The 25,309-nt window shown below is 69.6% G+C and carries 23 protein-coding genes; 12 read left to right on the top strand and 11 right to left on the bottom strand.

Annotated features, from left to right (window positions below):
• Nucleotides 1–98: 98 nt before the first annotated feature.
• From ACFRMN_RS08185 to ACFRMN_RS08205, 5 genes are read right to left on the bottom strand one after another with little or no spacing between them, the layout of a single operon-like run.
• Entirely contained in the window at nucleotides 99–1,469 is a 1,371-nt protein-coding gene (locus ACFRMN_RS08185; RefSeq protein ID WP_383015065.1) for a cytochrome P450, read from the bottom strand.
• 9 nt (nucleotides 1,470–1,478) lie between these two features.
• Nucleotides 1,479–2,069: an ATP/GTP-binding protein gene (locus ACFRMN_RS08190; RefSeq protein ID WP_383015068.1), complete on the bottom strand. Its 591-nt coding sequence runs from the start codon at nucleotides 2,067–2,069 to the stop codon at nucleotides 1,479–1,481.
• Nucleotides 2,044–2,424, bottom strand: a complete 381-nt coding sequence (locus ACFRMN_RS08195) for a DUF742 domain-containing protein (protein ID WP_383015071.1) — start codon at nucleotides 2,422–2,424, stop codon at nucleotides 2,044–2,046. The genes ACFRMN_RS08190 and ACFRMN_RS08195 overlap by 26 nt, the downstream gene beginning before the upstream one ends.
• Nucleotides 2,421–2,831, bottom strand: coding sequence for a roadblock/LC7 domain-containing protein (locus ACFRMN_RS08200; protein WP_383015074.1), 411 nt, complete (start codon nucleotides 2,829–2,831; stop codon nucleotides 2,421–2,423). The genes ACFRMN_RS08195 and ACFRMN_RS08200 overlap by 4 nt, the downstream gene beginning before the upstream one ends.
• A complete protein-coding gene (locus ACFRMN_RS08205; protein WP_383015077.1) occupies nucleotides 2,828–3,976 on the bottom strand; it encodes an ATP-binding protein in 1,149 nt (382 codons plus the stop codon). Before ACFRMN_RS08205 ends, ACFRMN_RS08200 begins: the two co-directional genes overlap by 4 nt.
• A gap of 596 nt (nucleotides 3,977–4,572) precedes the next feature.
• Between ACFRMN_RS08205 and ACFRMN_RS08210 the strand changes: the two genes are divergently transcribed.
• On the top strand, nucleotides 4,573–6,357 hold the full coding sequence (locus tag ACFRMN_RS08210) for an ABC transporter transmembrane domain-containing protein (RefSeq protein ID WP_383015080.1): 1,785 nt from the start codon (nucleotides 4,573–4,575) through the stop codon (nucleotides 6,355–6,357).
• Nucleotides 6,354–8,279 (top strand): ABC transporter ATP-binding protein, encoded by a 1,926-nt coding sequence (locus ACFRMN_RS08215; RefSeq protein WP_383015083.1) that lies wholly within the window; start codon nucleotides 6,354–6,356, stop codon nucleotides 8,277–8,279. The genes ACFRMN_RS08210 and ACFRMN_RS08215 overlap by 4 nt, the downstream gene beginning before the upstream one ends.
• Nucleotides 8,280–8,321: 42 nt before the next feature.
• Here ACFRMN_RS08215 and ACFRMN_RS08220 read toward each other — a convergent pair whose 3' ends face one another.
• From ACFRMN_RS08220 to ACFRMN_RS08230, 3 genes are all read right to left on the bottom strand, one after another.
• Nucleotides 8,322–8,624: a hypothetical protein gene (locus tag ACFRMN_RS08220; RefSeq protein ID WP_383015086.1), complete on the bottom strand. Its 303-nt coding sequence runs from the start codon at nucleotides 8,622–8,624 to the stop codon at nucleotides 8,322–8,324.
• Nucleotides 8,625–8,820: 196 nt separating this feature from the next.
• The gene (locus tag ACFRMN_RS08225; protein WP_351409958.1) at nucleotides 8,821–9,609 is read right to left on the bottom strand and encodes a hypothetical protein; all 789 of its coding nucleotides are present in this window, start codon (nucleotides 9,607–9,609) and stop codon (nucleotides 8,821–8,823) included.
• Nucleotides 9,610–10,004: 395 nt separating this feature from the next.
• The gene (locus tag ACFRMN_RS08230; protein ID WP_383015089.1) at nucleotides 10,005–11,876 is read right to left on the bottom strand and encodes a PucR family transcriptional regulator ligand-binding domain-containing protein; all 1,872 of its coding nucleotides are present in this window, start codon (nucleotides 11,874–11,876) and stop codon (nucleotides 10,005–10,007) included.
• Nucleotides 11,877–12,121: 245 nt separating this feature from the next.
• Between ACFRMN_RS08230 and ACFRMN_RS08235 the strand changes: the two genes are divergently transcribed.
• From ACFRMN_RS08235 to ACFRMN_RS08260, 6 genes are all read left to right on the top strand, one after another.
• On the top strand, nucleotides 12,122–13,024 hold the full coding sequence (locus ACFRMN_RS08235) for an FAD binding domain-containing protein (protein WP_383015092.1): 903 nt from the start codon (nucleotides 12,122–12,124) through the stop codon (nucleotides 13,022–13,024).
• 2 nt (nucleotides 13,025–13,026) lie between these two features.
• Complete coding sequence (locus tag ACFRMN_RS08240; RefSeq protein ID WP_383015095.1) at nucleotides 13,027–13,620, top strand: (2Fe-2S)-binding protein; 594 nt, start codon at nucleotides 13,027–13,029, stop codon at nucleotides 13,618–13,620.
• Nucleotides 13,621–13,622: 2 nt separating this feature from the next.
• The gene (locus ACFRMN_RS08245; RefSeq protein ID WP_383015098.1) at nucleotides 13,623–16,079 is read left to right on the top strand and encodes a xanthine dehydrogenase family protein molybdopterin-binding subunit; all 2,457 of its coding nucleotides are present in this window, start codon (nucleotides 13,623–13,625) and stop codon (nucleotides 16,077–16,079) included.
• Between the two features lie 201 nt (nucleotides 16,080–16,280).
• Entirely contained in the window at nucleotides 16,281–17,741 is a 1,461-nt protein-coding gene (locus ACFRMN_RS08250) for an NCS2 family permease (RefSeq protein WP_383015101.1), read from the top strand.
• 65 nt (nucleotides 17,742–17,806) lie between these two features.
• Complete coding sequence (locus ACFRMN_RS08255) at nucleotides 17,807–18,961, top strand: XdhC family protein (RefSeq protein ID WP_383015104.1); 1,155 nt, start codon at nucleotides 17,807–17,809, stop codon at nucleotides 18,959–18,961.
• A 362-nt stretch (nucleotides 18,962–19,323) separates the two neighbouring features.
• Nucleotides 19,324–19,707, top strand: a complete 384-nt coding sequence (locus ACFRMN_RS08260) for an RNHCP domain-containing protein (RefSeq protein ID WP_383015106.1) — start codon at nucleotides 19,324–19,326, stop codon at nucleotides 19,705–19,707.
• Nucleotides 19,708–19,782: 75 nt separating this feature from the next.
• Here the strand turns inward: ACFRMN_RS08260 and ACFRMN_RS08265 are convergent, their stop codons facing one another.
• Entirely contained in the window at nucleotides 19,783–20,790 is a 1,008-nt protein-coding gene (locus ACFRMN_RS08265) for an XRE family transcriptional regulator (RefSeq protein WP_383015109.1), read from the bottom strand.
• Between the two features lie 78 nt (nucleotides 20,791–20,868).
• Complete coding sequence (locus ACFRMN_RS08270; RefSeq protein WP_383015112.1) at nucleotides 20,869–21,048, bottom strand: hypothetical protein; 180 nt, start codon at nucleotides 21,046–21,048, stop codon at nucleotides 20,869–20,871.
• A gap of 122 nt (nucleotides 21,049–21,170) precedes the next feature.
• Here ACFRMN_RS08270 and ACFRMN_RS08275 point away from each other — a divergent pair, with 122 nt between their 5' ends.
• The 4 genes from ACFRMN_RS08275 to ACFRMN_RS08290 are packed head-to-tail and all read left to right on the top strand — an operon-like array spanning nucleotide 21,171 to nucleotide 24,163.
• Nucleotides 21,171–21,518, top strand: coding sequence for a hypothetical protein (locus ACFRMN_RS08275; protein ID WP_383015115.1), 348 nt, complete (start codon nucleotides 21,171–21,173; stop codon nucleotides 21,516–21,518).
• Nucleotides 21,515–21,799 (top strand): phosphopantetheine-binding protein, encoded by a 285-nt coding sequence (locus ACFRMN_RS08280; protein ID WP_383015118.1) that lies wholly within the window; start codon nucleotides 21,515–21,517, stop codon nucleotides 21,797–21,799. Before ACFRMN_RS08275 ends, ACFRMN_RS08280 begins: the two co-directional genes overlap by 4 nt.
• The gene (gene fabV, locus ACFRMN_RS08285; RefSeq protein ID WP_383015121.1) at nucleotides 21,796–23,004 is read left to right on the top strand and encodes an enoyl-[acyl-carrier-protein] reductase FabV; all 1,209 of its coding nucleotides are present in this window, start codon (nucleotides 21,796–21,798) and stop codon (nucleotides 23,002–23,004) included. Before ACFRMN_RS08280 ends, fabV begins: the two co-directional genes overlap by 4 nt.
• Nucleotides 23,005–23,026: 22 nt before the next feature.
• Nucleotides 23,027–24,163 carry a polyprenyl synthetase family protein gene (locus ACFRMN_RS08290; RefSeq protein ID WP_383015124.1) on the top strand — a complete coding sequence of 379 codons (1,137 nt, stop codon included), beginning with the start codon at nucleotides 23,027–23,029 and terminating at the stop codon, nucleotides 24,161–24,163.
• 27 nt (nucleotides 24,164–24,190) lie between these two features.
• Here ACFRMN_RS08290 and ACFRMN_RS08295 read toward each other — a convergent pair whose 3' ends face one another.
• On the bottom strand, nucleotides 24,191–25,216 hold the full coding sequence (locus ACFRMN_RS08295) for a LacI family DNA-binding transcriptional regulator (protein ID WP_383015127.1): 1,026 nt from the start codon (nucleotides 25,214–25,216) through the stop codon (nucleotides 24,191–24,193).
• Nucleotides 25,217–25,309 lie beyond the last annotated feature (93 nt).

Raw genomic sequence — 25,309 nt, forward strand, 5'->3', positions numbered from 1 at the left:
GACTCCTTTTCAAGGGATCACGTACGATTCGCCCACCCTGTCTACCCCTACGATTGAACGTTCATGCGAAGGTAAAGGACCCCGCTTTGTTGCGGATCTCACACCTTCCACCAGGCGAGGAATCCACTCCAGAAGCTACCCTTCTGCGGCTTGCCCTGGTGCTGTGCTGCCGGGGCGTTTTTGGCGGTACGCTCGCCGTCGGCCGGAAACGGTACGGATTCCGACTTCTCTTTCCGTACCGGGGTGAAACGGGCCGGAAGCGCGGTAAGCGCCCGGTGGAACGGACCCGGCCGGGAGAGCAGCGTGTCCGCGGGCACCGCGAGCTCGATGTCCGGCAGGCCGTTGAGCAGCTTCTCGATGGCCAGTACGGAGATGAGCAGCGCCGGGTCCTTCGCCGGGCAGGCGTGCGGACCCGCGCCCCAGGCCAGATGCGCCCGCTTGCTGAGCGTCTGACGGCTCACGGACAGGCTCGGGTCGGTGTTGGCGGCGGCGAAGCTGATGAGCACCGGGTCACCGGCGTCCAGCTTGCTGCCGTTGAGGTCGACGTCGTACAGCGGGTAGTGCGCCGCGTAGTTGGCTATGGGGGTGCTGTTCCACAGGACGTCGTTGATGGCGTCCTCGACCAGCAGGCCGGCCGAGTGCGGTCCGTCGGCGTACTTGTCGTCGGACAGCAGCACTCGCAGGGAGTTGGCGATCAGATTCGACAGCGGCTCCGTGCCCGCACCGATGAGCAGCAGGATCTGATGGATCATCTCCTCGTCGGTGAGCCCGGCCGGATGCTGCATCAGCCAGGAGGTGACGTCCTCGCCGGGCTTGGCGCGCTTGAGCGCGACCAGTTCGCTCAGCGCCTCCGTCAGGACCTCGTTCGCCTTCTCCGCGTCGATGCCGTCGAAGATGCCGGAGAGCCCGAAGACCAGCCGGTCACCGAGATCGGCCGGGCAGCCGAAGAGGTCGTTGAAGACCAGCAGCGGCAGCACCTGCGCGTAGTCGCCGATCAGATCGGCCTTGCCCCGGCCGCTGAACTGACTGATGAGGTACGACGCGACCCGCTCGACATGCCGGGTCACCCGGTGCGTGTCGATCTTGGCCAGACTCTCCGTCACGGCCTGACGGAGCCTCAAGTGCTCAGCGCCGTCGGTGAACATCGGGTTCGGCCGGTACATCATCATGGGCAGTACCGGGCTGTCGAGGGGCACCCGGCCCTCGTTGAGCGCGCGCCAGCGGCGCGAGTCCCGCGCGAACGCCTCGGGGTTCTGCAGCACATGGAGCGCCGCCGCGTAGTCCGTGACGAGCGAGGCCTCCACCCCGGGGGCCAACTCCACCGGCGCGGCCGGACCGTAGTGCCTCATGTGCTCGTAGAAGGCGTCCGGGGCGGCGGCGAATTCGGGACCGTGCAGGGGCACGCGCATCCCGCTGTTGTGCGCCGGGCAGCCAGGTGGCGGAGCCTGATACTCCGAATGAGATTGCATGCCGAACTCCTAGCGAAGGCGTGACTGGAGGTAACGGACGAGGACGATGAGCGCGTTCGCTGACGACCGCTGGTCCCGCGCGTCACAATTGACGAGGGGCGTCTCGGGGAGCAGGTCGAGAGCCTCGCGTATTTCCTCGTCCTGATGGGTCACTGTGTCGTCGAATCGGTTTACCGCTATGGTGTAGGGAATTCCATAGTGTTCGACGAGGTCCATTACGGGGAAGGACTCTTCAAGGCGCTCGGGATCCACCAGCACCAGTGCCCCGAGGGCGCCCCGGGACATGTCTTCCCACACCTGGACGAAGCGCTGCTGACCGGGTGTGCCGAAGAGATAGAGGACCAGCCGGTCGCTGAGCGTGAGGCGGCCGAAGTCCATGGCCACGGTCGTCGTGGTCTTGCCGGTCGTGCCCTTGAGATCGTCGATTCCCTCGCCGGCCTGCGTCATCAGTTCTTCGGTGCGCAGCGGTGGGATCTCGGACATGGTCCCGATGAATGTCGTCTTGCCCACGGCGAAATGCCCGACCACCAGGATCTTCGCCGCGGTCTGCACCGATTCGCGCAGATAGACACCGTCATCCAAAGCGGGCTTGAAGGCCATTCAGCACCTCCTCAAGTATTTGCCGGTCGACGAGTTTCGCGGCAGGTATGGGGGCGCGTGTGAAGAGATACCCATCCTCCGTGAGGTCGGACAGCAGGATTTTGACGACACCCACGGGGAGATGAGAGTGTCCGACTATTTCGGCGACCGAGAGATAACCTCCCGAACACAGCTCCAGCAGACGGCGCTTCTCAGGATCGAGATTCCCCGTTCTGGGTATGTCCTCGGCCGCTGTGACCAGAGTGATCAAGGAAAACTCGTGGTCACCCAGCAGGCTGCGCCCGTTGGTGATGACATACGGTCGCACTAATTGCGGGGCTACTGGTTCCTGATCCGGCTCATCTGATGTGGTCATGCCTTGGTGTCAGCAATCTCGCGAGGGGGACTGGTCAGGGATTTGCCGAGCTGGCCGACGAGCTGCTGCATACGGAAGGTGATCTCGGCCATGTCGACCTCGGGTGATGCGGAAACGGCGAGATAGGCGCCCTCGCCGGCGGAGATGAGAAAGACCCAGCCGTGGTCGAACTCCACCAGCGTCTGGCGCCACTGCGGCCGATTGCTCGGCGGTCCGCCGCAGAACTCGGCGACCGTACGGCTCAGCGACTGCATTCCGCTCATCGCCGCCGCGACGGTGTCGGCGTGATCCTTGCCGACATCCTTCGAGCGGGCCATGAGCAGGCCATCGGCCGAGACAAGGATCGCGTGCCGTGCTTCGGGCACTTCAAGGGCACTGTCAAGCATCCATGACAGGTCGTAATTCACTGAGTCTCATGCCCTTCGCTGCTTGCGTTGGTGGAACGGCGGCCCGACTGCGTACCCCGCTGGAACGCGCCCATGACGGAGGCGGCCTGTTCGCTGGAGCGAGCCGGGGCTTCCGAACTGTCGGCCGTCGGCACGATCGATATCGCGCCTCTCCGCCGGCGTTTCGGGAGACCGCCGAATGTGGTCGGCGGAGCCACCAGGTTCTCCTCGGGCGGCATCGGGGAGGACGCGGCCACGGCGGGGAACTCCTTGGGCTCGGGCTTGGGCTCGGGCGCAGGCTCTGGAATCGCGGTAAGGAGCTCGTCGGGGAGCAGCACCACCGCGCGCACACCGCCGTAGGGGGAGGTGGAATCCACGGATACGGTGAAGCCGTAGCGTGCCGCGAGCACACCGATCACGGTGAAGCCGAACTGCGGCGGATTACCGAGTCCGGAGACGCCGGGGGAGCGTTCGCTCGACAGGAGCTTGCCCGCCCTGGCCTTCTCTTCCTCGTTCATGCCGACACCGGCGTCATCGACGATGATGCAGACGCCCTTGGGCACGGGCCGGATATTGATCTCGATCACTGTTTCCGGCGCCGAGTAACTGGTCGCGTTGTCCAGTAGTTCGGCGAGGGTGAGCGCGACCGGCTCGACGGCCCGGCTGACAATGGCGAAATTACTCTGGGCCCGGATCTCGACCCGGGTGAAGTGGCGAATACGGCCCTTCGCGCTGCGAACCACGTCGTACAGCGAGGCGGGATCGCGCTGCCGGCCGAGCCATCCGTCGCAGAGCACGGCGATGGACTGCGCACGCCGGGCGAACTGCGAATTCATGTGGTCGATGTCCAGGAGGTCCTGGAGAATCTGGAGTTCGCCGTACTTGTCCTGAAGTTTGGTGATGGCCAGCTGCTGTTCACTGGCGAGACCCTGAAGCGTTCGCATGGCGGACTTCAGCGCGGTCTTGGTGGCCTCTTCCGCCCTGTCCTTGGCCTCTTCCACGGCCTCCGCGTAGTGGTCCTCAAGGGTGGCGTAATGGGCCTTGAGCTCCTGCTTCTCCTTCCGTAGCTCGGCGATGGATTTTCTTCCGCGAATGATCGCGGTCGCGGCGACAGGAGTACCAGCGATCAGACCCCAAAGCGCTGGATCCTGGAAGTATTGCGTCATAAGACTCTCTTCGGGCGACTGGGCCACCAGGTACTGAATGTCTGGAGGGTACGTTCGAGTGATCTCGCGGTCACAGACATATCGCGGTCACTGATTATGGGATAGGTCGGCGCATACTCACCTGCCGAACTGCCTTGTGGGCCCGGCTGATGGCATAGTTCTCCCCCGGGGGTGGCGGAATTCTGGGCCGATGCGCTGACTTTTCCTTTATGCCGTAGCGGGTTTGGCACCGCTTGGCAAGCCTGGCGATCTTATCACCACGCGATGGAGTGACGTCCATGTCGATCTGTTCCGTTTCTGGCATCTGACGGGAATTCAGCAAGGCTCCCCGTTTGAGGTTGTTGGTGATCGTTCCCCGTTCATCCGGGGGCGCTCCGAGCGGGAATCATTGCCCGGATTGCGGGTGATGTGCTCCTTTTGCTCTTCCGGCGGGGATGCACCGGCGGCGTCAACCCGGTGTGTTCGTGGTGAGCCGGTGGTGAGGTCGTGCGAAGGCCGTAACGGTAGGCGCGGCGGCGTGCGGCCACGGGTACCGCGCGGCGCGGCAGGGGAGGCCCGGAATCCGATGGACGGGACAGCCCCTTAGAGTGCGAAGGATGGGGGACTCTTACGTACATCCTGGAACTCCGGACCGGCGCAGCGCCGGGCGGTACTTGTGGTGGCTCGTCACAAGCCAGCGGGGGCGGGTGGCCGCCGGGGCGACCTGGGGCAGCGTCTGGATGATCGGGCTGACCCTGCCGCCGTATCTGCTCTCGCGCGCGATCGACGACGGCCTGGAGCCGGGGAACCGCGCGGCGTTCCTCGGCTGGGTCGGGGCGCTGTTCGGGGTCGGGGTGGCGAACGCCTGGGTCGGGATGATGCGGCACCGGACCATGACCAGGATCCGGCAGGACGCCACCTTCCGTACGGTGCGCGTCGTGGTCCGCCAGGCGACCCGGCTGGGCGCCACCCTGCCACGCCGCGTCACGGCGGGGGAGGTCGTCACGATCGGTATCGCCGACGTCAGCGCCATGAGCAGCACGCTGACCATCACCGGCCCCGGGTTCGGCGCGGTGATCGCGTATCTCGTCGTCGCCGCGCTCCTGTTGTCCGTCTCCTCGCTCCTCGGCGCCGTCGTGCTGCTGGGTGTGCCGCTGCTCGCGGTACTGGTCGGCCCGCTGCTCGGCCGGTTGCAGCGGGTGGAGACGACGTACCGGGAGCGACAGGGCGCCCTCGCCGCGCGCTTCGTCGACATCGTCGGCGGGCTGCGCGTACTGAGCGGACTCGGCGGCAAGGACGTGTACGCCGGGCGCTACCGGCGCGATTCGGCGAGGCTCAAGGAAGAGGGGTACCGGGTCGGAGCCGTCACCAGCTGGATCGACGCTCTCGGGCTGGGACTTCCGGCGCTGTTCCTGGCCGCCGTGACCTGGCTCGCCGCCCGGATGGCCGCGCAAGGAACCATCACCGTGGGCGAGTTGGTGGCTGTGTACGGGTATGTGGCGGTCCTCGTCGTGCCCGTGGCGTTTTTCATCGAGGGCGGGTACGACCTGAGCCGCGGCCTCGTCAGCGCTCGTCGGGTCGTCCGCTTCCTGGATCTGGAACCCGAATTCGCGCACGTGACAGGTGAGTTGGGATCGGTCCCGGAGGCGGAGACGGAGACGGGGACGGAGAGGGAGACGGAGCCGGAGACGGCCGTGGGGGATCCACCCCCGTGCCCGGCCCCGCTGAGTGATCCGGCCTCCGGTGTCTCCCTAGCCCCCGGGACGCTGACCGCGCTCGTCTGCGCCAGGCCCTCGGACGCCGTGGAAGTGGCCGACCGGCTGGGCCGGTTCGTACCCTCGGACGCGACCTGGGGCGGCGTACGTCTCGACGCGATCGCGCTGCCCCGGATCCGCGAGCGCGTACTGGTCGCGGACAATGAGGCCGACCTCTTCGCCGGGACCCTGCGCGACGCCGTCTCGGGCCGCCGTGACCGCGACGAGGAAGCCATCGCCATGGCCGTCCGGGCCGCCGCCGCGCAGGACATCGTGGACGGCAGGCGGCACGGCATCGACTCGCGCGTCCTCGCCGGGGGCCGTGATCTCTCCGGCGGCCAGCGTCAACGCGTACGGCTGATCCGGGCGCTGCTCGCGGACCCCGAGGTGCTGATCGCCGTCGATCCCACCTCGGCGGTCGACGCGCACACCGAGGCCGCGCTCGCCGACCGGCTGCGTACCGCCAGGGCCGGCCGTACCACCCTCGTCACCACCACCTCGCCGCTCGTACTGGAGCGCGCTGACACCGTGCACTACCTGGTCGACGGGCGTGTGGCCGCCACCGGCCGCCACCGGGAGCTGATCCGCGACCAGGCCGGCTACCGGGCCCTCGTCTCGCGCGGCGTGGAAGAGGAGGCAGCCCGATGAGTACCGGCCGGACATCCGCGCCCCCCGCCCACCACCTGCCCGTCGCCGACCCGCCCCGCATCCGGCGCGCGGCGATCGAGCTGATCCGCCAGGACGGACGCGCCTTCGCCGCCGCGATCACCCTCAACGGGCTGGCCGCGGCCGCCGGGCTTGTCGGTCCCTGGTTGCTCGGCCGCATCATCAACACCGTACGGGCCGGTGGCGGGGTGGACGCCGTCGACCGGTACGCGCTCGTCATCCTGGGGTGCGCGCTGGCTCAGCTCCTGCTCGCGCGGTACGCGCGCCTCATCGGCCACCGCTTCGGGGAGCGGACCTCCGCCCGTATCCGTGAGCGGTTCGTCGGCCGGGCGCTCGCGCTGCCCGCCTCGACCGTCGAACGCGCCGGTACGGGCGATCTGACCACACGCGGCACCACCGATGTCACCGCCGTCGGGACCTCCCTGCGCGACGCCGGACCCGATGTGTTCGTCGCGGGGGTACAGGTCCTGTTCATCCTCGGCGCGGTCTTCGTCCTCGACCCGCTGCTCGGCGCCTGCGGTCTGCTCGGTCTGGTCGTCATCCGGGTCGCCACCCGCTGGTATCTGCACCGCGCGCACACTGACTATCTGGCGGAGGGCGAGGCGAACTCCGTTCTGGCGGAGGTCCTTTCGTCCACCGCTTCGGCCGCCCGAACCGTCGAGGCGTTCGGACTCCAGGAGCGCCGCATCGCCGCCTCCGAGGAAGCGATCGAGGAGTGCGTGCGGAGGCGTACCCGGACGTTGTTCCTGCGCAGCGTGCTCTTCCCGGCCGTGGACATCGGGTACATCGTCCCCGTCGTGGCGGTGCTACTGGTCGGCGGGGCGCTGACCGGCGATGGCGTGGTGAGTCTCGGAACGGTGGTCGCCTGCGCGCTGTATCTGCGGCAGCTGGACCAGCCGCTCGACACGATCCTCCAGTGGGTGGAGCAACTTCAGAGCAGCGGCGCCTCCTTCGCCAGGATCGAGGGCCTTGCCGATGCCGACATCGAGGGCCTTGCCGATGCCGATGACGACGCGGACGCGGACGCACTTCGGGCGTGCCCGCCGGCCGCCGGACCCGCCCCGGACGGTGACCTGATCGAGGTCACCGGGGTGAGGTTCGCGTACGACGGCGGACGCGATGTCCTGCGCGGAGTCGATCTGACCGTACGGCCCGGTGAACGCCTCGCTGTCGTCGGCCGCTCCGGCGCCGGCAAGTCCACCCTCGGGCGGCTGCTCGCGGGCATCGACCGTCCGCGTACCGGATCGGTGACGGTCGGCGGCGCGCCGATCGCCGCACTCGACCCCGGCGAACTGCGCCGCCACGTAGTGCTGGTGACCCAGGAACACCATGTCTTCAACGACAGCGTCCGTGACAACCTGCTGATCGCCGAGCCCACCGCCACGGACGAACGGATACGCGCGGCGCTCCACGCCGTCGGCGCGGACTGGGTCGACGACCTCCCGTACGGCCTGGACACGGAACTGGGCGGGGGCGTGCTCGGCGCCCCGGCGGGGGTCTCCGGCGCGTCTTCCGGTGGTGCCTCCGCTGCCTCCGGCGCTGCCTCCGGTGGTACGTCCGGCGATATCGCCATCGACGGCGCGCGGTCGCAGCAACTCGCCCTGGCGAGAGTCGTGCTGGCCGATCCGCATACGGTCATCCTCGACGAGGCGACCGCGCTCCTGGACCCGGCGACCGCGCGCCACGCGGAACGGGCACTGGCCGCCGTACTCGAAGGCCGTACGGTCATCGCCATCGCGCACCGGCTGCACACGGCGCGCGACGCGGACCGGGTGGCCGTGATGGACGACGGTCTGCTGACGGAACTCGGCACACACGAGGCGCTGGTGCGCGAGGGCGGCGCGTACGCCGGGCTGTGGCACTCCTGGCACGGTGACGCCCCGACGGCGCCGTCCGGTCCGTAACGGCGGGTCGGCCGGCCGGTCGACGGATCGGCAGATCGGCGGTCAGCGGGTGAACCGCACCGAAGCGAAAGTGAGGAAGCCCTCTCCACCGGGTTTGATCCGGGTGGCATCGCCTCCGCACCGCTTCTCGCTGTAGACGACCGCGACACGGTCGGTGGAGTTCTGCGGGTCCTGCGCGCGTCCGACGCTGTAGCACAGGCCGTCCGTGGGGTTCTCCAGGACGATCGGGCCGTACTCCGACGTATAGAAGAGAAGCCCCTCGGCCGCCCGGGCGCTGAGCGGGAAGCCGACACAGAGAACGGCGGCGGCGCCGGCGGTGACCAGCGTCCTTCCGAGAGTCTTCACGGGAACCTCTTTCTGCGGGTGGGGGAGAGAGGAGGTGGAGCGGGGGCAGTCTGGCCACGTCGTTACGCGCGTATGCCCCACCTCACTCGAACGGCCGCTGCGAACCGTCTCTCCTTCACCCGTTCGTGGGGCGACCGATGGCACTACCGGCCGATGCCGCGATCGGCCGCCATCGCCGCGGCACGGCGCTGTCGCCTCAGACCGCGGGGGCCGCCGACGCCGGAGGGGCGAGCTGGTCCGCGAGCCAGGTGGGCACCCCGCCCAGCAGTCTGAACAGGCGGCCGGCCTCAGCGCGGAGACGGGTCGCCTCCGGTTCCGGTTCGGCGTCGGCCAGGGCGGCGAGGGCCGGGGCCGTGCCCACCAGATAGCCCAGCTCCTCCCGGATACGCAGGGACTCGCCGAAACCGTGCCGCGCCTCCGCCAACTCCCCCTCCCGCAGGGCCAGTCCGGCCAGATGGCGCCAGGTGAAGGAGAGCAGAAGCGTCTCGCCGTGCGCCGTGGCGGCGGCGTGGGCGCGGCGGTACGCGGCGCGGGCCGACTGCGGGGAGTCCGAGAGGTGTTCGGCGACCAGACCGCGCCGGAAGTCGAGCAGGGCACGCCCGGGAGCCGTCGGGTCCAGCAGCGCCGCCGCGCGCCCCAGCGCCGACCGTGCCTCGTCCGCCCGGTCGCGTACGCCGAGGACGGTCGAGGCATAGGCGAGATGACCGCGTTCGCACGCGGCGGCGCCCCGTTCGTGGTCCTCGCGCGCCGTGGCCTCCGCCGCGCGGAGCGCGTCCTCGGCCTCCGGCCAGCCGCCGCCCGTGAAGAGACAGCGCTCCACGAGCAGCGCGGCCCGCTGAAGTGTCCGGGCGGGGACAGAGCTGTGCGGTGCGAGCAGGGCCGCTGCGTCGGTCCAACAGCCGCGCGAGCGCAGCCGCCATACCGCGGTCTGGAGAGGGTCGTCACCAGCGGTGGTTCCGGAACCAGACATGGCGGTATGCGCCACATTGCCCTCCCCGAGCGCGCCATTGTGCTGTTGAGTGTGGACGCATCTCAGCATGGATCGGCACGCCGGGCCAATAGGTCAGGTGAAAAATTTCACAAACACGTGGTCATCGGTGATGGTGGTGAGGCACGGGTGGCGGGGGTGTCCGGGGCCGCCGACCGGGGCGTGCGGGACCGCCAGGACGGGCCTCACCTGGGGTGACTCGTACGGAGGGAGGCGCGGCGGGCCTGCCGGAGCCCGGCCTCGCGGCGCGAGTGGATCTCCCCGTGACCGTTCCGGGTGATGGCGGTCAACCAACGTCTCCACGGCACCCGGTGACGCCGCGATGACGCCCCGGTGACATGAGGGCGCTCTCATGACATGAGGGCGGTCTCGGCTCATCCGCGGCGCCGGTATCAGCTCATCCGCAACGCCAGGAAGAAGTCCAGCTTGTCCTCCAGGCGCGCCAGGTCACGGCCCGTCAGCTGTTCGATCCTGCCCACCCGGTAACGCAGTGTGTTGACATGCAGATGCAGTCGGGCCGCACACCGAGTCCAGGAGCCGTCGCAATCGAGGAACGCCTCCAGCGTGGGGATCAGCTCCGCGCGGTGGCGCCGGTCGTAGTCGCGCAGCGGGTCCAGCAGGCGTGCGGTGAAGGCGCGTCGTACGTCGTCCGGGACGAACGGCAACAGCAGTACGTGCGAGGCCAGTTCATGGTGGCCCGCCGCGCAGACCCGGCCCGGTCTGGCAGCCGCCACGCGACGGGCGTGGCGGGCCTCCTCCAGCGCGCCGCGCAGCCCCTCCGCCGAGTGCACCGCCGCGCTCACGCCCAGCGTCAGCCGGCCGTCGGCCGCGAGCCCCGCGGACAGCGGGGTCCGTACGGCGGCCAGCAGCGCGTCCGCGTGGATGGCGGGGTCAGCCCCTGGGGTGTCCAGGGGCTTCTCCGCCCCGGAACCCTCCGCCTCGGAACCGCCGTCCGGCGCGCCCTCGCCCGCTTCCAGGACGGTTGGGGGATCCGCGGATACCGCGGGCAGGGGTACCAGCGCGATCGCCTCGTCACCCATGTGGGCTACCGCGATCCGGTCGGAGGCGTCCGCTCCCGCCCCGGCCCCGGTGCCCGCCCCCGTCCACGCGGGGTCGACAAGGATCTCCTCCAGCAGCGACTGGGCCACCGGGCCGCCCTCGACCAGCGCCGCGCCCGCGCCGCCCGTACCGCCCGCGCCGCCCGCGCGGCCCATACCGCCCGCGCCGCCGTCCGTACCGTTTTCGCCGGCGCCCGTGCCGTTCTGTGCCCACTCCACCCGGGCCACCACGACCTGCCAGTGCGGCGCCGTGCCCAGCCCCGGCAGCAGCACCGGAGCGGCCACCCGCAGCCGGGCGGCGATCTCGGCCGGGGCGGCGCCCGTCTGCACCAGCTCCAGGATTTCCCGGGCCAGTCGGCGTCGTACCGTACGGGCCGCGTCACGCCGGTCACGTTCCACCGCGATCAGCTGCGCCACCCCCTGGAGCAGGTCGAGCCGGGCCTCGGGCCAGTCGCCCGCGTCCGCCTCGACCGCGAGCAGCCAGTCGGAGAGCACGGTCTCACGCACATCCCGGAAGGCGGTGGGTGTGGTCCCGCGCCCCACATTGCGAACGGGGAAGAGGGAGTATGCCGTCCCGTCGACGGTCGTTCGAAAGGGGCTCCGGCGGCCCGCGCGGGTCGCGGTCAGATGCTCGCCCGCCAACGCGGCGGCCCTCGCCGGTGAGAGAGGGGCACCGGCGCCCGCGATCCGCCGCCCGGTGGGGGAGAGCACCCAGGCCCGCAGATCGAGGTCGGAGCCGAGGAGATCGAGGACCACCTCGGGACCGCCGCCCGCCGGACCCGAGGTCATCAGCCTGCGGTGCCGGTCCACGACGGCCGCCAGATCCCCGGCGCGCTCACCGGACACCTGGCGCACCACATACTCCGTGATCGTCGCGAACGCCACGTCCTCGTCCACCGCGAAGAGCGGCAGCCGGTGCCGCGCACACGCCGCGACCAGGTCTTCAGGGACAGAGCCCAACTCCGCCTCGCCCGCGGCGAGCCCGGCGACCCCGGCGCTCGCGAGGATTCGTACGAACGGTTCCGAGTCCTCGGCGGAGTGCCGCCAGGCGAGGCCGGTGAGGACCAGCTCGCCGCCCGACAGATAGCGGCTCGGGTCCCGCAGGTCGGTGGTCATCACCCCGCGGACCGTCCGGTCCAGCTCCTCGTCGCCGCCGAGCAGTCGCAGCCCCAGCGCGTCGGTTTCCAGCAGTGCGCGCAGCCGCATCTCGTCGCCGCCGATCTCTGATTTCGTACCTTGCGTTTCGGTACGAAGACCTTCCTGTTACCGGGCCTTCGCCTTTCGTTCGAATCTACAAGACTCGGAAGGCGACCAGCCAATTCCTTCATGGTTTCGGTGACTGCACCAGGTGGGAGCGCTGCTTGTGTACTTGTGACACCCGGCCGTCCCCGGAGCTCAGCGATCATCCGCGATCACAGCGATCACCAAGACGATCAAGAAGAGAGCCGCATATGGACTTCCTTCGCCCCGCCAGCTGGGAGGAGGCGCTCGCCGCCAAGGCCGAGCACCCCACGGCTGTTCCCATCGCGGGTGGCACGGACGTCATGGTCGAGATCAATTTCGATCACCGGCGACCGGAGTACCTGCTCGATCTGAACCGGATCGGAGAACTGCGCGACTGGGTGGTCGGCGAGGAGAATGTCCAGTTGGGCGCCTCCGTCCCGTACAGCCACATCATGGAGCACCTGCGGACGGAACTGCCGGGCCTCGCGCTCGCCTCGCACACCGTCGCCTCACCGCAGATCCGCAACCGCGGCGGCGTCGGGGGCAACCTCGGCACCGCCTCCCCGGCCGGCGACGCGCACCCGGCGCTGCTCGCCGCGGGCGCGGAGGTCGAGGCCGAGTCGGTACGCGGCTCGCGCCGTATCCCGATCGACGCGTTCTACACAGGCGTGAAGCGCAACGCACTCGAACCCGACGAGCTGATCAAGTCGGTGCACATCAAGAAGGCGGACGGACCGCAGCAGTACTCGAAGGTCGGTACCCGCAACGCGATGGTCATCGCGGTCTGCGCCTTCGGGCTGGCCCTGCACCCCGAGACCCGGACCGTACGGACCGGCATCGGCTCGGCGGCGCCCACCCCCGTACGGGCGCGGGACGCCGAAACCTTTCTGAACGCGGCGCTCGACGAGGGCGGCTTCTGGGACAGCGGCAAGATCATCACGCCGTCCGTCGCCAAGCGGTTCGCGGATCTCGTCGCGGGCGCCTGCAACCCCATCGACGATGTGCGCGGTACCGCGAAGTACCGCCGTCACGCGGTCGGCATCATGGCCCACCGTCAGCTCGGCTGGACCTGGGAGCAGTACCGCGCGAACGGCGGCGGCACCGGCCGGACCCTCGAAGGAGCTGCGTAACCATGCGCGTCAGTTTCACGGTCAATGGCCGCAGGCAGGAAGCCGACGACGTCTGGGAGGGCGAGAGCCTGCTCTACGTATTGCGCGAGCGCTTGGGCCTTCCGGGCTCCAAGAACGCCTGTGAGCAGGGCGAATGCGGCTCCTGCACGGTACGGCTCGATGGCGTCCCGGTCTGTTCCTGTCTGGTGGCGGCCGGCCAGGCCGAAGGCCGCGAAGTCCTCACCGTCGAGGGCCTGGCGGACTACGCCAAGCACCGCGGCGAGGCACATCCCGGCGACGGGTGCGCCTCGGGCGCGTGCGGTACGAGCCTTCAGCGCGCCCAGCGATGGCAGGCCGGGGGCGCGGACTCGGGGACCGGCGAGGCGGCCGAACTCTCCCCGGTCCAGCGGGCGTTCATCGACGCGGGCGCCGTACAGTGCGGCTTCTGCACCCCGGGCCTGCTGGTCGCGGCCGACGAGATGCTGGAGCACAACCCCTCCCCGAGCGACGCGGACATCCGTGAGGCGCTGTCGGGCAACCTCTGCCGCTGCACCGGCTACGAGAAGATCCTCGACGCGGTCCGCCTCGCGGCCGCCCGTCAGGAAGAGGCGGTCTGAGCATGGTCACGACTGATTCACCCTCCGGCCGCGGAGCTTCCTCCGGCGCCGGGGCTCCCGCCGGGGCTCCCACCGGGGCTCCCATCGGGGCCCCCACCACGATCAGCCAGGGCTCGCAGACCAAGGGCGGCATAGGCGAGTCGACACTCCGTCCCGACGGCATACTCAAGGTCACCGGCGAGTTCGCGTACTCCTCCGACATGTGGCACGAAGACATGTTGTGGGGACACACACTGCGCTCCACCGTGGCGCACGCCGAGATCAGGTCGATCGACACCGCCGAGGCGCTGGCGACCCCCGGTGTCTACGCCGTACTGACCTATGACGATCTCCCGACGGCCGTCAGGAACTACGGTCTGGAGATCCAGGACACCCCCGTCCTCGCCCATGGCAAGGTCCGGCACCACGGCGAGCCGGTCGCCCTTGTGGCCGCCGACCACCCCGAGACCGCCCGCCGCGCCGCCGCCAAGATACGGATCGACTACGCCGAACTGCCGGTCGTCACCGACGAGGCATCCGCGACCGCCCCCGGCGCCCCGCTGATCCACGAGAACCGCGACGACCACCACATCGGGCATGTCCCGCACCCGAACATCGTCCACCGCCAGCCCATCGTCCGCGGTGACGCCTCCGCGGCGGCCGCGCGCGCCGATGTGATCGTCTCCGGCGACTATGTCTTCGGCATGCAGGACCAGGCGTTCCTCGGCCCCGAGTCCGGCCTCGCGGTGCCCGCCGAGGACGGCGGTGTCGATCTGTATGTCGCCACCCAATGGCTCCACAACGATCTGCGCCAGATCGCCCCCGTACTCGGCCTGCCCGAGGACAAGGTCCGGATGACTCTCTCCGGCGTCGGCGGCGCCTTCGGCGGCCGGGAAGACCTCTCCATGCAGATCCACGCCTGTCTGCTGGCCCTGCGCACCGGCAAGCCGGTGAAAATCGTCTACAACCGGTTCGAATCCTTCTTCGGGCATGTGCACCGGCACCCCGCGAAGCTCTGGTACGAACACGGCGCGACCCGCGACGGCAAGATCACCCACATGAAGTGCCGGATCGTGCTGGACGGCGGCGCGTACGCCTCCTCCTCCCCGGCCGTCGTCGGCAACGCCGCCTCCCTCTCCGTCGGTCCGTATGTCGTCGAGCACGTCGACATCGAGGCGATCGCGCTCTACACCAACAACCCGCCCTGCGGCGCGATGCGCGGCTTCGGCGCGGTCCAGGCGTGCTTCGCGTACGAGGCACAGATGGACAGGCTGGCAGCGGCGCTGGACCTGGACCCGGTGGAGTTCCGGCAGCTCAACGCCATGGAACAGGGCACGCTGCTGCCGACAGGACAGCGCGTCGACTCCCCGGCGCCCGTCGCCGAACTGCTGCGCCGGGTCAAGGCCAGACCACTCCCGCCCGAGCAGCAGTGGCTCGTGGCCGGCGAGGCGGCCGACATACGGGCACTGCCCGGCGGGCTCTCCAACACCACCCATGGCGAAGGGGTCGTACGGGGTGTCGGCTACGCGGTCGGCATCAAGAACGTCGGCTTCTCCGAGGGCTTCGACGACTACTCCACCGCGCGCGTACGGCTCGAAGTGATCAACGGGGTGCCGGTGGCCGTCGTCCACACCGCGATGGCGGAGGTCGGCCAGGGCGGCGTGACCGTACACGCCCAGATCGCCCGTACCGAACTCGGCGTCACGCGGGTCACCATCCAGCCGGCCGACACCCAGGTCGGTTCGGCGGGGTCCACCTCCGCCTCCCGTCAGACCTATGTCACGGGCGGAGCGGTGAAGCACGCCTGCGAGAACGTCCGGGAGAAGGTCCTGGAGATCGGCCGGCGCAAGCTCGGTACGTACCACCCGGCCTGGGCCACCGCCGAGTTGCTGCTCGAAGGAGGCAAGGTCGTCACCGACGGCGGCGAGGTCCTCGCCGATCTGGCGGACGTGCTGGAGGACGAGGTGGTGGAGCTGGAGCTGGAGTGGCACCACCGTCCGACCCAGCCCTTCGACCTCCGGACGGGACAGGGCAACGGCCATGTCCAGTACTCGTTCGCCGCACACCGCGCGGTCGTCGAGGTCGACACCGAACTGGGCCTGGTCAAGGTCATCGAACTGGCCGTCGCCCAGGATGTCGGCAAGGCGCTCAACCCGCTCTCCGTCCTGGGCCAGATCCAGGGAGGTACCACCCAGGGCCTGGGGGTGGCGGTGATGGAGGAGATCATCGTCGATCCCAGGACCGCGAAGGTGCGCAACCCGTCCTTCACGGACTATCTGATCCCCACCATCCTCGATACGCCGACGATTCCCGTCGACGTACTCGAACTGGCCGATGAACACGCGCCGTACGGTCTGCGCGGCATCGGCGAGGCTCCGACCCTCTCGTCAACTCCCGCGGTCCTGGCGGCCATCAGGAACGCGACGGGTCTGGAGCTGAACAGGACGCCGGTACGCCCCGAGCACCTTACCGGCACCTGACACACCGTCAGGTCAAGCCCACGGCAGTCCTACCCGAAATCTCACCCGAAGTCCCCGGGCGGCGCCGCTCGTGCCGCCCGGGGCCGCGCCTCTGATCCGTCTCGGGCCGTCCCCCGGGTCGTGCAGCCCACGCATCATCCCAAAACCCGCGGTCCCAGCTGTTTTCGCGGGTGCCCCTTTGAACCTTGGGAGCAGGCATACATGACCCATTCGTCAGTGGAGCCAAGGACCACCGCCGAGGACGCCGGCACAGGCTCACGTCCCCCGGCCGGCAGGTCCTGGCTCGACCGGTACTTTCACATATCCCACCGCGGCTCGACCGTCGCGCGCGAACTGCGCGGCGGCGTCACGACCTTCATGGCCATGGCGTACATCCTGCTGCTCAACCCGCTGATCCTCTCCGGCGAGGACGTCGCGGGCGACACCCTCGGCAGGCAGGCCCTGATCACCGCGACCGCCTTCGCCGCCGCCCTGACCACCCTGCTGATGGGCGTCGTGGGCAAGGTGCCCCTCGCGCTCGCCGCCGGGCTCTCCGTCTCCGGTGTGGTGGCCGGTCAGGTCGTCCCCGTGATGACCTGGCCGCAGGCCATGGGCATGTGCGTGATGTACGGAGTGGTGATCTGCCTGCTGGTGGTCACCGGCCTGCGTGAAATGATCATGAACGCCATCCCGCTCGCGCTCAAGCACGCGATCACCATGGGCATCGGCATGTTCATCGCGCTGATCGGGCTGGTGAAGGCGGGCTTCGTGCACGCCTCGCGGGGCGGGGGCCCGGTCACACTCGGCCCCGCCGGTGAACTCGCCGGCTGGCCCGTCCTCATCTTCTGCGTCACCCTGCTGCTCATCTTCATGCTCCAGGCCCGCGAGGTGCCCGGCGCGATCCTGATCGGCATCGTCATCGGCACGGTCATCGCCGTCGTCCTCAACGCCGCGGGCGGCATCAGCCCCAAGGCGTGGAACGGCGGCCCGCCCGAGCTGACCGGCGGCGCCGTCTCCATGCCCGACTTCTCGCTCTTCGGAAAGGTCGAGTTCGGCGGCTGGGGACAGGTCGGCGCGATGACCGTCGGCATGATCGTCTTCACCCTCGTACTCGCGGGCTTCTTCGACGCGATGGCGACCATCATCGGCGTCGGTACGGAAGCGAAACTCGCCGACGGCGAGGGGCGCATGCCGGGCCTGTCCAAGGCGCTGTTCATCGACGGCGCGGGCGGTGCCATCGGCGGGGTCGCGGGCGGCTCGGGACAGACCGTCTTCGTCGAGTCCGCGACGGGCGTCGGTGAGGGAGCGCGTACCGGCTTCGCCTCCGTCATCACCGGCCTCCTCTTCGCGGCCTGTCTCTTCTTCACCCCCATCACCCGGATCGTCCCGGGCGAGGTCGCGGCGGCGGCCCTGGTCGTCATCGGCGCGATGATGACGCAGAACGCCAGGCATGTGGACTGGGGCGACCGTGCCGTCGCCATCCCGGTCTTCCTGACCGTCGTCCTGATGCCGTTCACGTACTCCATCACCGCCGGGGTCGCGGCGGGCGTCATCTCGTACGCCGCGATCCGGATCGCCCAGGGCAGGGCCCGCGAGATCGGGGCCTTCATGTGGGGCCTCACCCTGATCTTCGTGGTCTTCTACGCGCTCCACCCGATCGAATCCTGGCTGGGCGTCTCCTGACCCAGCCTCGCCCCCCGCCCCGACCGCGGCCGCCCGACCGCGGCCCCCGACCTGAGGAGACCGACATGCTGGACATCGCCGAAGAGCTGAACCGGTGGGTCGAGCAGGGACGTGACTTCGCCGTCGCCACCGTCGTGGCGGTCACCGGCAGCGCGCCCCGCCTGCCGGGAGCCGCACTCGCCGTCGACAGCGCGGGCACGGCGATCGGCTCGGTCTCCGGCGGCTGCGTGGAAGGGGCCGTGTACGAGCTGTGCCAACAGGCCCTCCAGGACGGCACCACCGTCCTGGAGCGGTTCGGCTACAGCGACGAGGACGCCTTCGCCGTGGGGCTGACCTGTGGCGGCGTCATCGACATCCTGGTGACGCCGGTACGGTCCGACGCCGCGGGAAGCGCCCCGCGCGCGGTGTTCGCGGCGGCGCTGTCCACCGCCGCCCGGGGGGAGGCGGCGGCGCTCGCCCGGATCACCGAAGGGCCGGACGCCCTCCTGGGCCGCGCCCTGCTGGTGCGCCCCGACGGATCGTACGAGGGCGGCCTCGGCGGCCACCCGCGGCTGGACCGTACAGCGGCGGCCGAGGCCCGCGCCCTGCTGGACGCGGGCCGTACCGGCACGGTCGTCCTGGGGGAGCGGGGAGCGCGCTGCGGACAGCCGCTGACGCTCCTGGTCGAGTCGAGCGTCCCGCCCCCGCGCATGATCGTCTTCGGTGCCATCGACTTCGCCGCCGCGCTGGTGTGTACCGGCGCGTTCCTCGGCTACCACGTCACCGTCTGCGACGCGCGCCCCGTCTTCGCCACCCGCGACCGCTTCCCGGACGCCGACGAGATCGTGGTCGACTGGCCGCACCGCTATCTGGCGTCGACGGCGGTCGACAGCCGTACGGTGCTCTGCGTACTCACCCACGACGCCAAGTTCGATGTGCCGCTGCTGGAGATCGCCCTCAGGCTTCCCGTCGCCTTCGTCGGCGCGATGGGCTCACGCCGTACCCACGAGGACCGCGACCGGCGGCTGCGCGAGAACGGTGTCACCGAGCGCGAACTCGCCCGGCTGCACTCGCCGATAGGGCTTGACCTCGGGGCCCGTACGCCCGAGGAGACCGCGCTGTCGATCGCGGCGGAGATCGTCGCGGTCCGGCGGGGCGGCAGCGGTGTCCCGCTGACGGGCGCGCACACCCCGATCCACCACGACGGGCCGCGGACGCGGGCGATCGAGTCGGTCGCCTGAGGTCCTGAGGTCCTGAGGTCCTGAGGTCCCGAGGTCCCGAGGTCCTGAGGTCCTGAGGTCCTGACGGCTCGCGGGGATACGGGGACCTCCGGATATTCGGTTGCCGCGCGGACCCGGCCGCCTGTTTCATCGAGGTGGCGCTCACCAGGAGCTCCAGGTGAAGCTTCAAAGGGTGGTGTTGTATGCCTGTGGCCGGTCGGAACCGTCCTCATGACCGAGGCAGTTCCTACTCCGTGATGTCTCCCCGGCACCGCTGCTGACACGCACGGCCGGCAGGCATCGCCGACCGGAGCGAACTCCCTTGGCACGAGACGGCGTTCACCCCCGACCGTCCGAGCATCACACCAGGAGTCGTTCTCACGATGCCCCGCAACTCCCGTAACACTTCCCGACGCGCGCGCCTCGAAGCACGCGCCGAGTCCTTCCGCTGTCTCCACTGCGGTCTCGACGTACCGATGACCGCGGCAGGCACCGGCCACCGCAACCACTGCCCGAACTGCCTGTGGAGCCGTCATGTCGACGACACCCCGGGCGACCGGGCCGCCGACTGCGGTGCCCGGATGGAACCGGTCGCCATCTCCGTACGCGGGGACGGCGAATGGGTACTCGTCCACCGCTGCGTCCACTGCGACGTACTGCACGCCAACCGCACGGCGGGCGACGACAACGTCCTGCCGCTCACCCGGCTCGCCGTACGCCCACTGGCGCAGCCGCCGTTCCCCTTGGAACGGCTCGGCTCGCTCTGAGCCTGAGCGGTCGCCGTTCCGTGCCCTGTCCCCCACGGGATACGGCACGGAACGGCGCCGACCTGCCGGGACCGTTCACCCCGAGGCGCTCGCGTAAGCGAACAGTTCCTTGACCGCTGGGTGTTCACGATGCGGTCCGAAGCGGTCGAGGGTGCCTCGGGCCAGGGTGACGCACCGGGTGGCCTTCGTACTGAGAGCTGTGTCCAGAGCGGTGCGCGCGTCGTCGGCCGCAGCCGATACGTCACGTCGGGCAAGCGCGGTCTCGGCGCGGTAGGCCAGGACGACGGACCGGGTTCGGGCGCGAGCGGGGTCCAGCAGCCGCAGTCCTTCGTCGAGGGATTGGCCGGCACGGACAGGCTCGTCGAGGTCCAGCCAGGCGCGTCCGGCGTCGACGGCGAGGTCGGCCGGGGACATCCAGGAAACCCAGGCCGGTGCCGCGCCGGGCTGGGATCGGTCGAGTTCCTTCTCGGCGGAGGAGAGGGCACGGCCGGTGGCGTGGGCGTCGCCCAGGACCGCCAGGGCGCGGGCGCGGCGTAAGTCCAGAAGTGAGCGGGCCGCGGCGGAGCGAGTCCGGCTATGGGCGTGCTCAAGGATCTCGATCGCGGTGCCGGGGTGCTGGAGCCAGGTCGCCGAGTAGGCGAGGTCGGAAAGCACACCCGCCCCGAGGTCGCGATCGGCCGCGACGTGAGCGGCGTGCAGTGCGACGTTCCAGTGACGTTGAGCCGCCGCGTACTCGCGTTGGTCGAAGTGTAGCCATCCCGCGCACTGTGCGGCTGCTGCGGCCACTTGATGGAGCCGGCGGCCTGCGGGCTGGTCGTACGTGGCGGCGTCGATCAGCTTGACGCTGGTCCTGAGCAGTGACTGAACCAGATCAATGCACTCGGGCCCGGAGGCGTTGGTCAGCGTACGAAGCTCATCGACACCGGACTCCAGCCAAGTGAGGAGGGCTTCGTCAACTCGGCGGCCACGCAAGGCGCTGGACAGCCGCTCGGGCTCGATGGCCGCCCAGTCCCGGGCTACACCGACGAGGGCCGTCGTGCTGAGCGCGAGGAATGCTCGGCGGTCGGGGTATGCCTGTGCCACCAATACCTCCGTGAGGGCAGCGCGGCTGCCACGGGTGCCGAATGGATGCGGAGTGTCGAAGGCGGGGAGCCACCAAGGCTATCCGAGCGCGACGACACGGGACTGCTCGATCCCGAGGACGTCGGCCAGGAGCATCTGGTAGTCCTCGCTGGGGGTGGCCAGGCGGTGTTCCCATTTGTAGATGCGGTCTCGGGCGGGGTTGTAGATCAAACCGCGTCTGCGGGCGGTGACCGACAAGGCGCGGGCGAGTTGTTCCATACTCCAGCCGCGGTGTCTACGTACGTGGACGAGCGGATGTAGCTCGACGTCGCCTTTTGCCATTTCCAACGTACCGTCACCAGCCTCTCTCCGGCCCTGCCTACGTCCTGCCGACGTCGCTTTTGAAAGAGCACGGCGACTGGTACACCTGCGCCGCGTTCAACGTCCCCGAGAAGCTGGCGTTCGGCAACATGCTGCGCGAGCGGGCCACCGACCTCATCGCGCGTGCCGGCTCGTCCGCCTACGTCGCCCGGGTGCGGGCCGGCGGCGGGCTGGCGGCCCTGCATGACGTCGTACCCCGCTCGTACACGGAGAAGACGACGTGCACGAGCTTCTGCGACTCCTGTTCCCTGTTGATCGACCGTCATGACGAGGTGACCGGTGAAGCGACCGGTCACCGGAGCCTCGCTCCGCTGATCCCCATCGCCGCGCTGCTGGGCCGCCCCGATGGTTGGGAGGGCGGCCGATGAGTATCGATACATCGACGGTGATCGGCGAGGTCCTGGTACGGATCACAGGGCGCCCTTGCGGAGCGTGCGCCGAGCCCGACGCGCTGCTGGAGCGCGATCTCGGAGTCGACAGCCTCACCCTGCTCGAACTGGTGGAAACCCTCCAAGACCGCCTGAGTATTACTGTTCCGGACGAGGTGACCGCACGTGTCCGTACCGTCGCAGACTTGCGGGACGCGGTGCGCGTTCTGACGGTCGCCGCGCCTTCGCCCCACGACGACCTGAAGGGCTCGCATCCATGACAGAGCGCGTCATCACCCCACGCAATCGCGGCTTTCTCTTCCTCGACTCCCACCCGGAAGGCTGCGCGCGTCTGGTGGAGGGTATGTGGCGGGCCGTCCCTTCCCCCGCCGCGGCTCCGGACAGAGCACCGGTGGCACTCGTCATCGGTTCTTCCGCCGGGTACGGGCTGGCCGCCACCATCGCGGGACTTGCCCGAGCAGGCATCCGTGGCATCGGAGTCTGCTTCGAGAGGGCGCCCGGGCGGCTCACCGGAACGGCCGGCTGGTACCGCACGGCAGCCACCGCGGAACTCGCCCGTGGCCAAGGCCGGGAGATGGTCTTCCTCAACGGTGACGCGTTCTCGGATGCCATGAAGGAGGAGGTCTCCGAACTCATCCGGCAGCGTTTCGGCGGGCGCCTGGACTACCTCATCTACTCGGTGGCGGCCCCGCGCCGTACCGACCCCGACACCGGAGTCACTTACGCTTCGGTCCTCAAACCTGTCGGTGAGACGTACCGCACCAAGACGCTCGTCTTCACCGACCATGGCGCACCCGAGGTGAAGGAAGTCGAGACCCAGCCGGCCGAGGGCGACGACATCGATCAGACAGTCGCCGTGATGGGCGGCTCCGACTGGGAGCGGTGGATCGACCACCTCGCCGATCGCGAACTCCTCGCCACCGGTTTCACCACCGCCGCGCTCTCCTATATCGGCTCCTCCCTGACCGCCGCGATCTACCGGCAGGGCACCATTGGCGCCGCCAAGACTCACCTCGAACAGACCGCTCGCATCCTCGACGAGCGTCTCGCCAAGCTCGTCGGTGGGCGCGCGGTGACGTCCGTGAACGGCGCCGCCGTCACTCAGTCCTCCACCGCCATCCCGGGCATCGCGCTCTATGTCGGGCTGCTGCGCGGCGTCCTCGGCGAGGGCATGATGCAGCCGGTCGCTCAGCTCACCGAGCTGTGGGACCGGCTCACCGGTGCCCGCCCGCTCGACCTCGATGGGGAGGGCCGCGTACGCCTCGACACCTGGGAACTCGATCACGGTGTGCAGGCTGCGGTCGCCGAGCGGTGGAGTACCGCCACCACCGACATGATCACCGAACTGGCCGACCTCGACTGGTTCCACGCCGAAGTTCGGCGTCTCTACGGCTTCGCGGTGCCCGGCGTCGACTACACCGCGCCCGTCGAGACCGACGTCCCCTGGCCTGACAGCACTTCCTGACGCCCTGTGGAGGAGCGCCGCCATGACCAAGCCGTCCGACAAGACCCTCATCAGCTGGCAGCGTCAGCTCGAAGAGACCTTGATCCGTCTGTCAGACGCCGAACGGTTCACCGCCCGGATCAGTGAACGGGACGTGTACGACGCGGCGGCCGCCTACCTCATCCGTCCCAGCAAGCGACTGCTGGGCATGGCGTTCCTCCACGCGGCGCATGTCCTCGGAACCAAGGTTTTCCACCGCGACGATCTCATCGCGGTGGCGGCCGCGCTGGAGATCCGGCACGGTGCGATCCTCCTCCACGACGACATCGTGGACGGTGACACCCGACGTGGTGGCCATCCGACCGCGCACCACGCCCTGCGGAGCTCCTTCGGTGCGGGGGAGGCGGCGAGCGCCGCTCTGTTCGCCGGCGACATTCTCGCCGGCCTGGCGCCGCTGCCGATCGTCCGCTCCAACCTGCCCGCCGCAGTTCGCGCGCGGCTGTGCGAGCTGTTCCAGGCGAACGGCGCTCTGGTCGCCGCCGGGCAGATCGAACAGCTGCACCTTGACGTATGCCGGGACGTCACCGCGGTCCGGGAGGCAGACATCCTGCGAATTCACGCGCTCCAGTTCGTGCCGTATCTCATGTGCTCGATCGAGTTGGCCGGAACACTGGCCGGTCTCGGTCGCGCCGCCCTCTCACGCGTGACGAAGGCCGGAATCCCGCTCTGTCAAGGCTTCCAAGTCCAAAACGATGTGGCTGGGTTTACCGAACTCGCCAGAGTCCTCAGCAGCGATGAGGTCTCGGAGCCCGCGCTTACCATCGCCAACACCTCGGACCTGGCCAGGCGACGGCGTACTGTGCTGATCCGCGCGGCGCTTGACAGGCTCGCCCTGGAAGGCCGTGATCAGCTCGCCGCGTACCTCGCCGGAGCTGACGTCGACCTCAAGACCGTTGTGGCTCTGGTGGGTGCCTCCGGTGCCGCCGACTACTGTTCGGCGCTCGTCGCCGACCTCCACCGTCAAGCCCGGGAACGCATCAGCACCGATCCGGAACTGCCGGGCCACGTACGTACCGCACTCGCTTCCACCTGGGAGTACATGACGGCGCTGTACGACCCCGACTCACCCACCAGCCGTCTCTACCTCAGCGCACGTCCGGACTTGAGCACGCCCAGCTGAGGGGAAACGTCGACTGCTCGGGACCGTTCACCCCGAGGCCCGTCGTACCAGTTCCGTGCGCAGTACCACGTGCTGCCAGGCCGCCGAGGTGTCGTTGATCGCCTCCAGCAGCACCCGGGCCATCGTGCGTCCCATCTCCTCCACCGGCTGGCGCACCGAGGTCAGTTGGGGGTCCGTGTGGCGGGCGAGGGGGGAGTCGTCGAAGCCCACCACCGCCACATCCTCGGGGACCCTGCGGCCCGCCGCCCGCAGGGCGTGCAGGGCGCCCACCGCCATCAGGTCGGAGGCGGCGAACACCGCGTCGAGATCCGGGTGGAGACGCAGCAGTTCCGCCATCGCGCGGCGCCCGCTCTCCTCGGTGAAGTCGCCGTGCGCGATCCAGGAAGGGGCGGGGCCGGTGGCGTGTTCCCGTACCGCCTCCTCGTATCCGCGCAGGCGGCACTGGGCCACGTACATGTCCAGCGGGCCGGTGATGGTGGCGATCGCCCGGCGTCCGGACGAGGACAGATGGCGTACGGCGGCCCGTGCGCCGCCCACGTTGTCGGAGTCGACGTACGACACCGGTTCCTCCCCGGATCTGCGTCCGCCGAGGACCGTCGGCATCTCCATCTCGGCCAGCAGATCGGGCAGCGGGTCGCTGTCGTGGACGGAGACCAGGAGGACCCCGTCGATCCGGCGGGCGCGGGCGTACTGGAGGAAGCGGTGGCGCTCCTTCTCCGTACGGACGAGGGTCAGCAGGAGCTGCAGCTCGGTATCGGCGAGGCCGTCGCCCACGCCGTGGACGATCTCGGAGAAGTACGGCTCGGCGAAGAAGCGTTTCTCGGTCTCGGGTATCACCAGGGCCACGGCGTCGGTACGGCTGCCCGCCAGGGCGCGGGCGGCCCGGTTGGGTATGTAGCCGAGCTGGGCGATGGCCTGCTCGACCAGATGGCGCGTGGTGTCCTTCACCCGGGGCGAGTTGTTGATGACACGGGACACCGTGCCCCGGCCGACGCCCGCGAGCGCGGCGACTTCCTCCAGGGTGGGCTGGCCCGTACGGCCCTTCGTCCCCATCGTGCGACCTCCAGTCTGGGCCCGGGCCGCCGGCGGGAGCGGGAAGCGCCGTGGGAGCGCGGTGCGAGCCGGGAACGAGCCTGCCGCCATCCA

The organism is Streptomyces sp. NPDC056835 (assembly GCF_042789485.1).
Lineage (GTDB): Bacteria > Actinomycetota > Actinomycetes > Streptomycetales > Streptomycetaceae > Streptomyces.

Excerpts from the sequence above, each read along its gene's own strand:
- ACFRMN_RS08185 (WP_383015065.1), bottom strand. The coding sequence starts at position 1,469 with ATGCAATCTCATTCGGAGTATCAGGCTCCGCCACCTGGCTGCCCGGCG.
- ACFRMN_RS08190 (WP_383015068.1), bottom strand. The coding sequence starts at position 2,069 with ATGGCCTTCAAGCCCGCTTTGGATGACGGTGTCTATCTGCGCGAATCG.
- ACFRMN_RS08195 (WP_383015071.1), bottom strand. The coding sequence starts at position 2,424 with ATGACCACATCAGATGAGCCGGATCAGGAACCAGTAGCCCCGCAATTA.
- ACFRMN_RS08205 (WP_383015077.1), bottom strand. The coding sequence starts at position 3,976 with ATGACGCAATACTTCCAGGATCCAGCGCTTTGGGGTCTGATCGCTGGT.
- ACFRMN_RS08210 (WP_383015080.1), top strand. The coding sequence starts at position 4,573 with ATGGGGGACTCTTACGTACATCCTGGAACTCCGGACCGGCGCAGCGCC.
- ACFRMN_RS08215 (WP_383015083.1), top strand. The coding sequence starts at position 6,354 with ATGAGTACCGGCCGGACATCCGCGCCCCCCGCCCACCACCTGCCCGTC.
- ACFRMN_RS08230 (WP_383015089.1), bottom strand. The coding sequence starts at position 11,876 with ATGCGGCTGCGCGCACTGCTGGAAACCGACGCGCTGGGGCTGCGACTG.
- ACFRMN_RS08235 (WP_383015092.1), top strand. The coding sequence starts at position 12,122 with ATGGACTTCCTTCGCCCCGCCAGCTGGGAGGAGGCGCTCGCCGCCAAG.
- ACFRMN_RS08240 (WP_383015095.1), top strand. The coding sequence starts at position 13,027 with ATGCGCGTCAGTTTCACGGTCAATGGCCGCAGGCAGGAAGCCGACGAC.
- ACFRMN_RS08245 (WP_383015098.1), top strand. The coding sequence starts at position 13,623 with ATGGTCACGACTGATTCACCCTCCGGCCGCGGAGCTTCCTCCGGCGCC.
- ACFRMN_RS08250 (WP_383015101.1), top strand. The coding sequence starts at position 16,281 with ATGACCCATTCGTCAGTGGAGCCAAGGACCACCGCCGAGGACGCCGGC.
- ACFRMN_RS08255 (WP_383015104.1), top strand. The coding sequence starts at position 17,807 with ATGCTGGACATCGCCGAAGAGCTGAACCGGTGGGTCGAGCAGGGACGT.
- ACFRMN_RS08260 (WP_383015106.1), top strand. The coding sequence starts at position 19,324 with ATGCCCCGCAACTCCCGTAACACTTCCCGACGCGCGCGCCTCGAAGCA.
- ACFRMN_RS08270 (WP_383015112.1), bottom strand. The coding sequence starts at position 21,048 with ATGGAACAACTCGCCCGCGCCTTGTCGGTCACCGCCCGCAGACGCGGT.
- ACFRMN_RS08280 (WP_383015118.1), top strand. The coding sequence starts at position 21,515 with ATGAGTATCGATACATCGACGGTGATCGGCGAGGTCCTGGTACGGATC.
- fabV (WP_383015121.1), top strand. The coding sequence starts at position 21,796 with ATGACAGAGCGCGTCATCACCCCACGCAATCGCGGCTTTCTCTTCCTC.
- ACFRMN_RS08290 (WP_383015124.1), top strand. The coding sequence starts at position 23,027 with ATGACCAAGCCGTCCGACAAGACCCTCATCAGCTGGCAGCGTCAGCTC.
- ACFRMN_RS08295 (WP_383015127.1), bottom strand. The coding sequence starts at position 25,216 with ATGGGGACGAAGGGCCGTACGGGCCAGCCCACCCTGGAGGAAGTCGCC.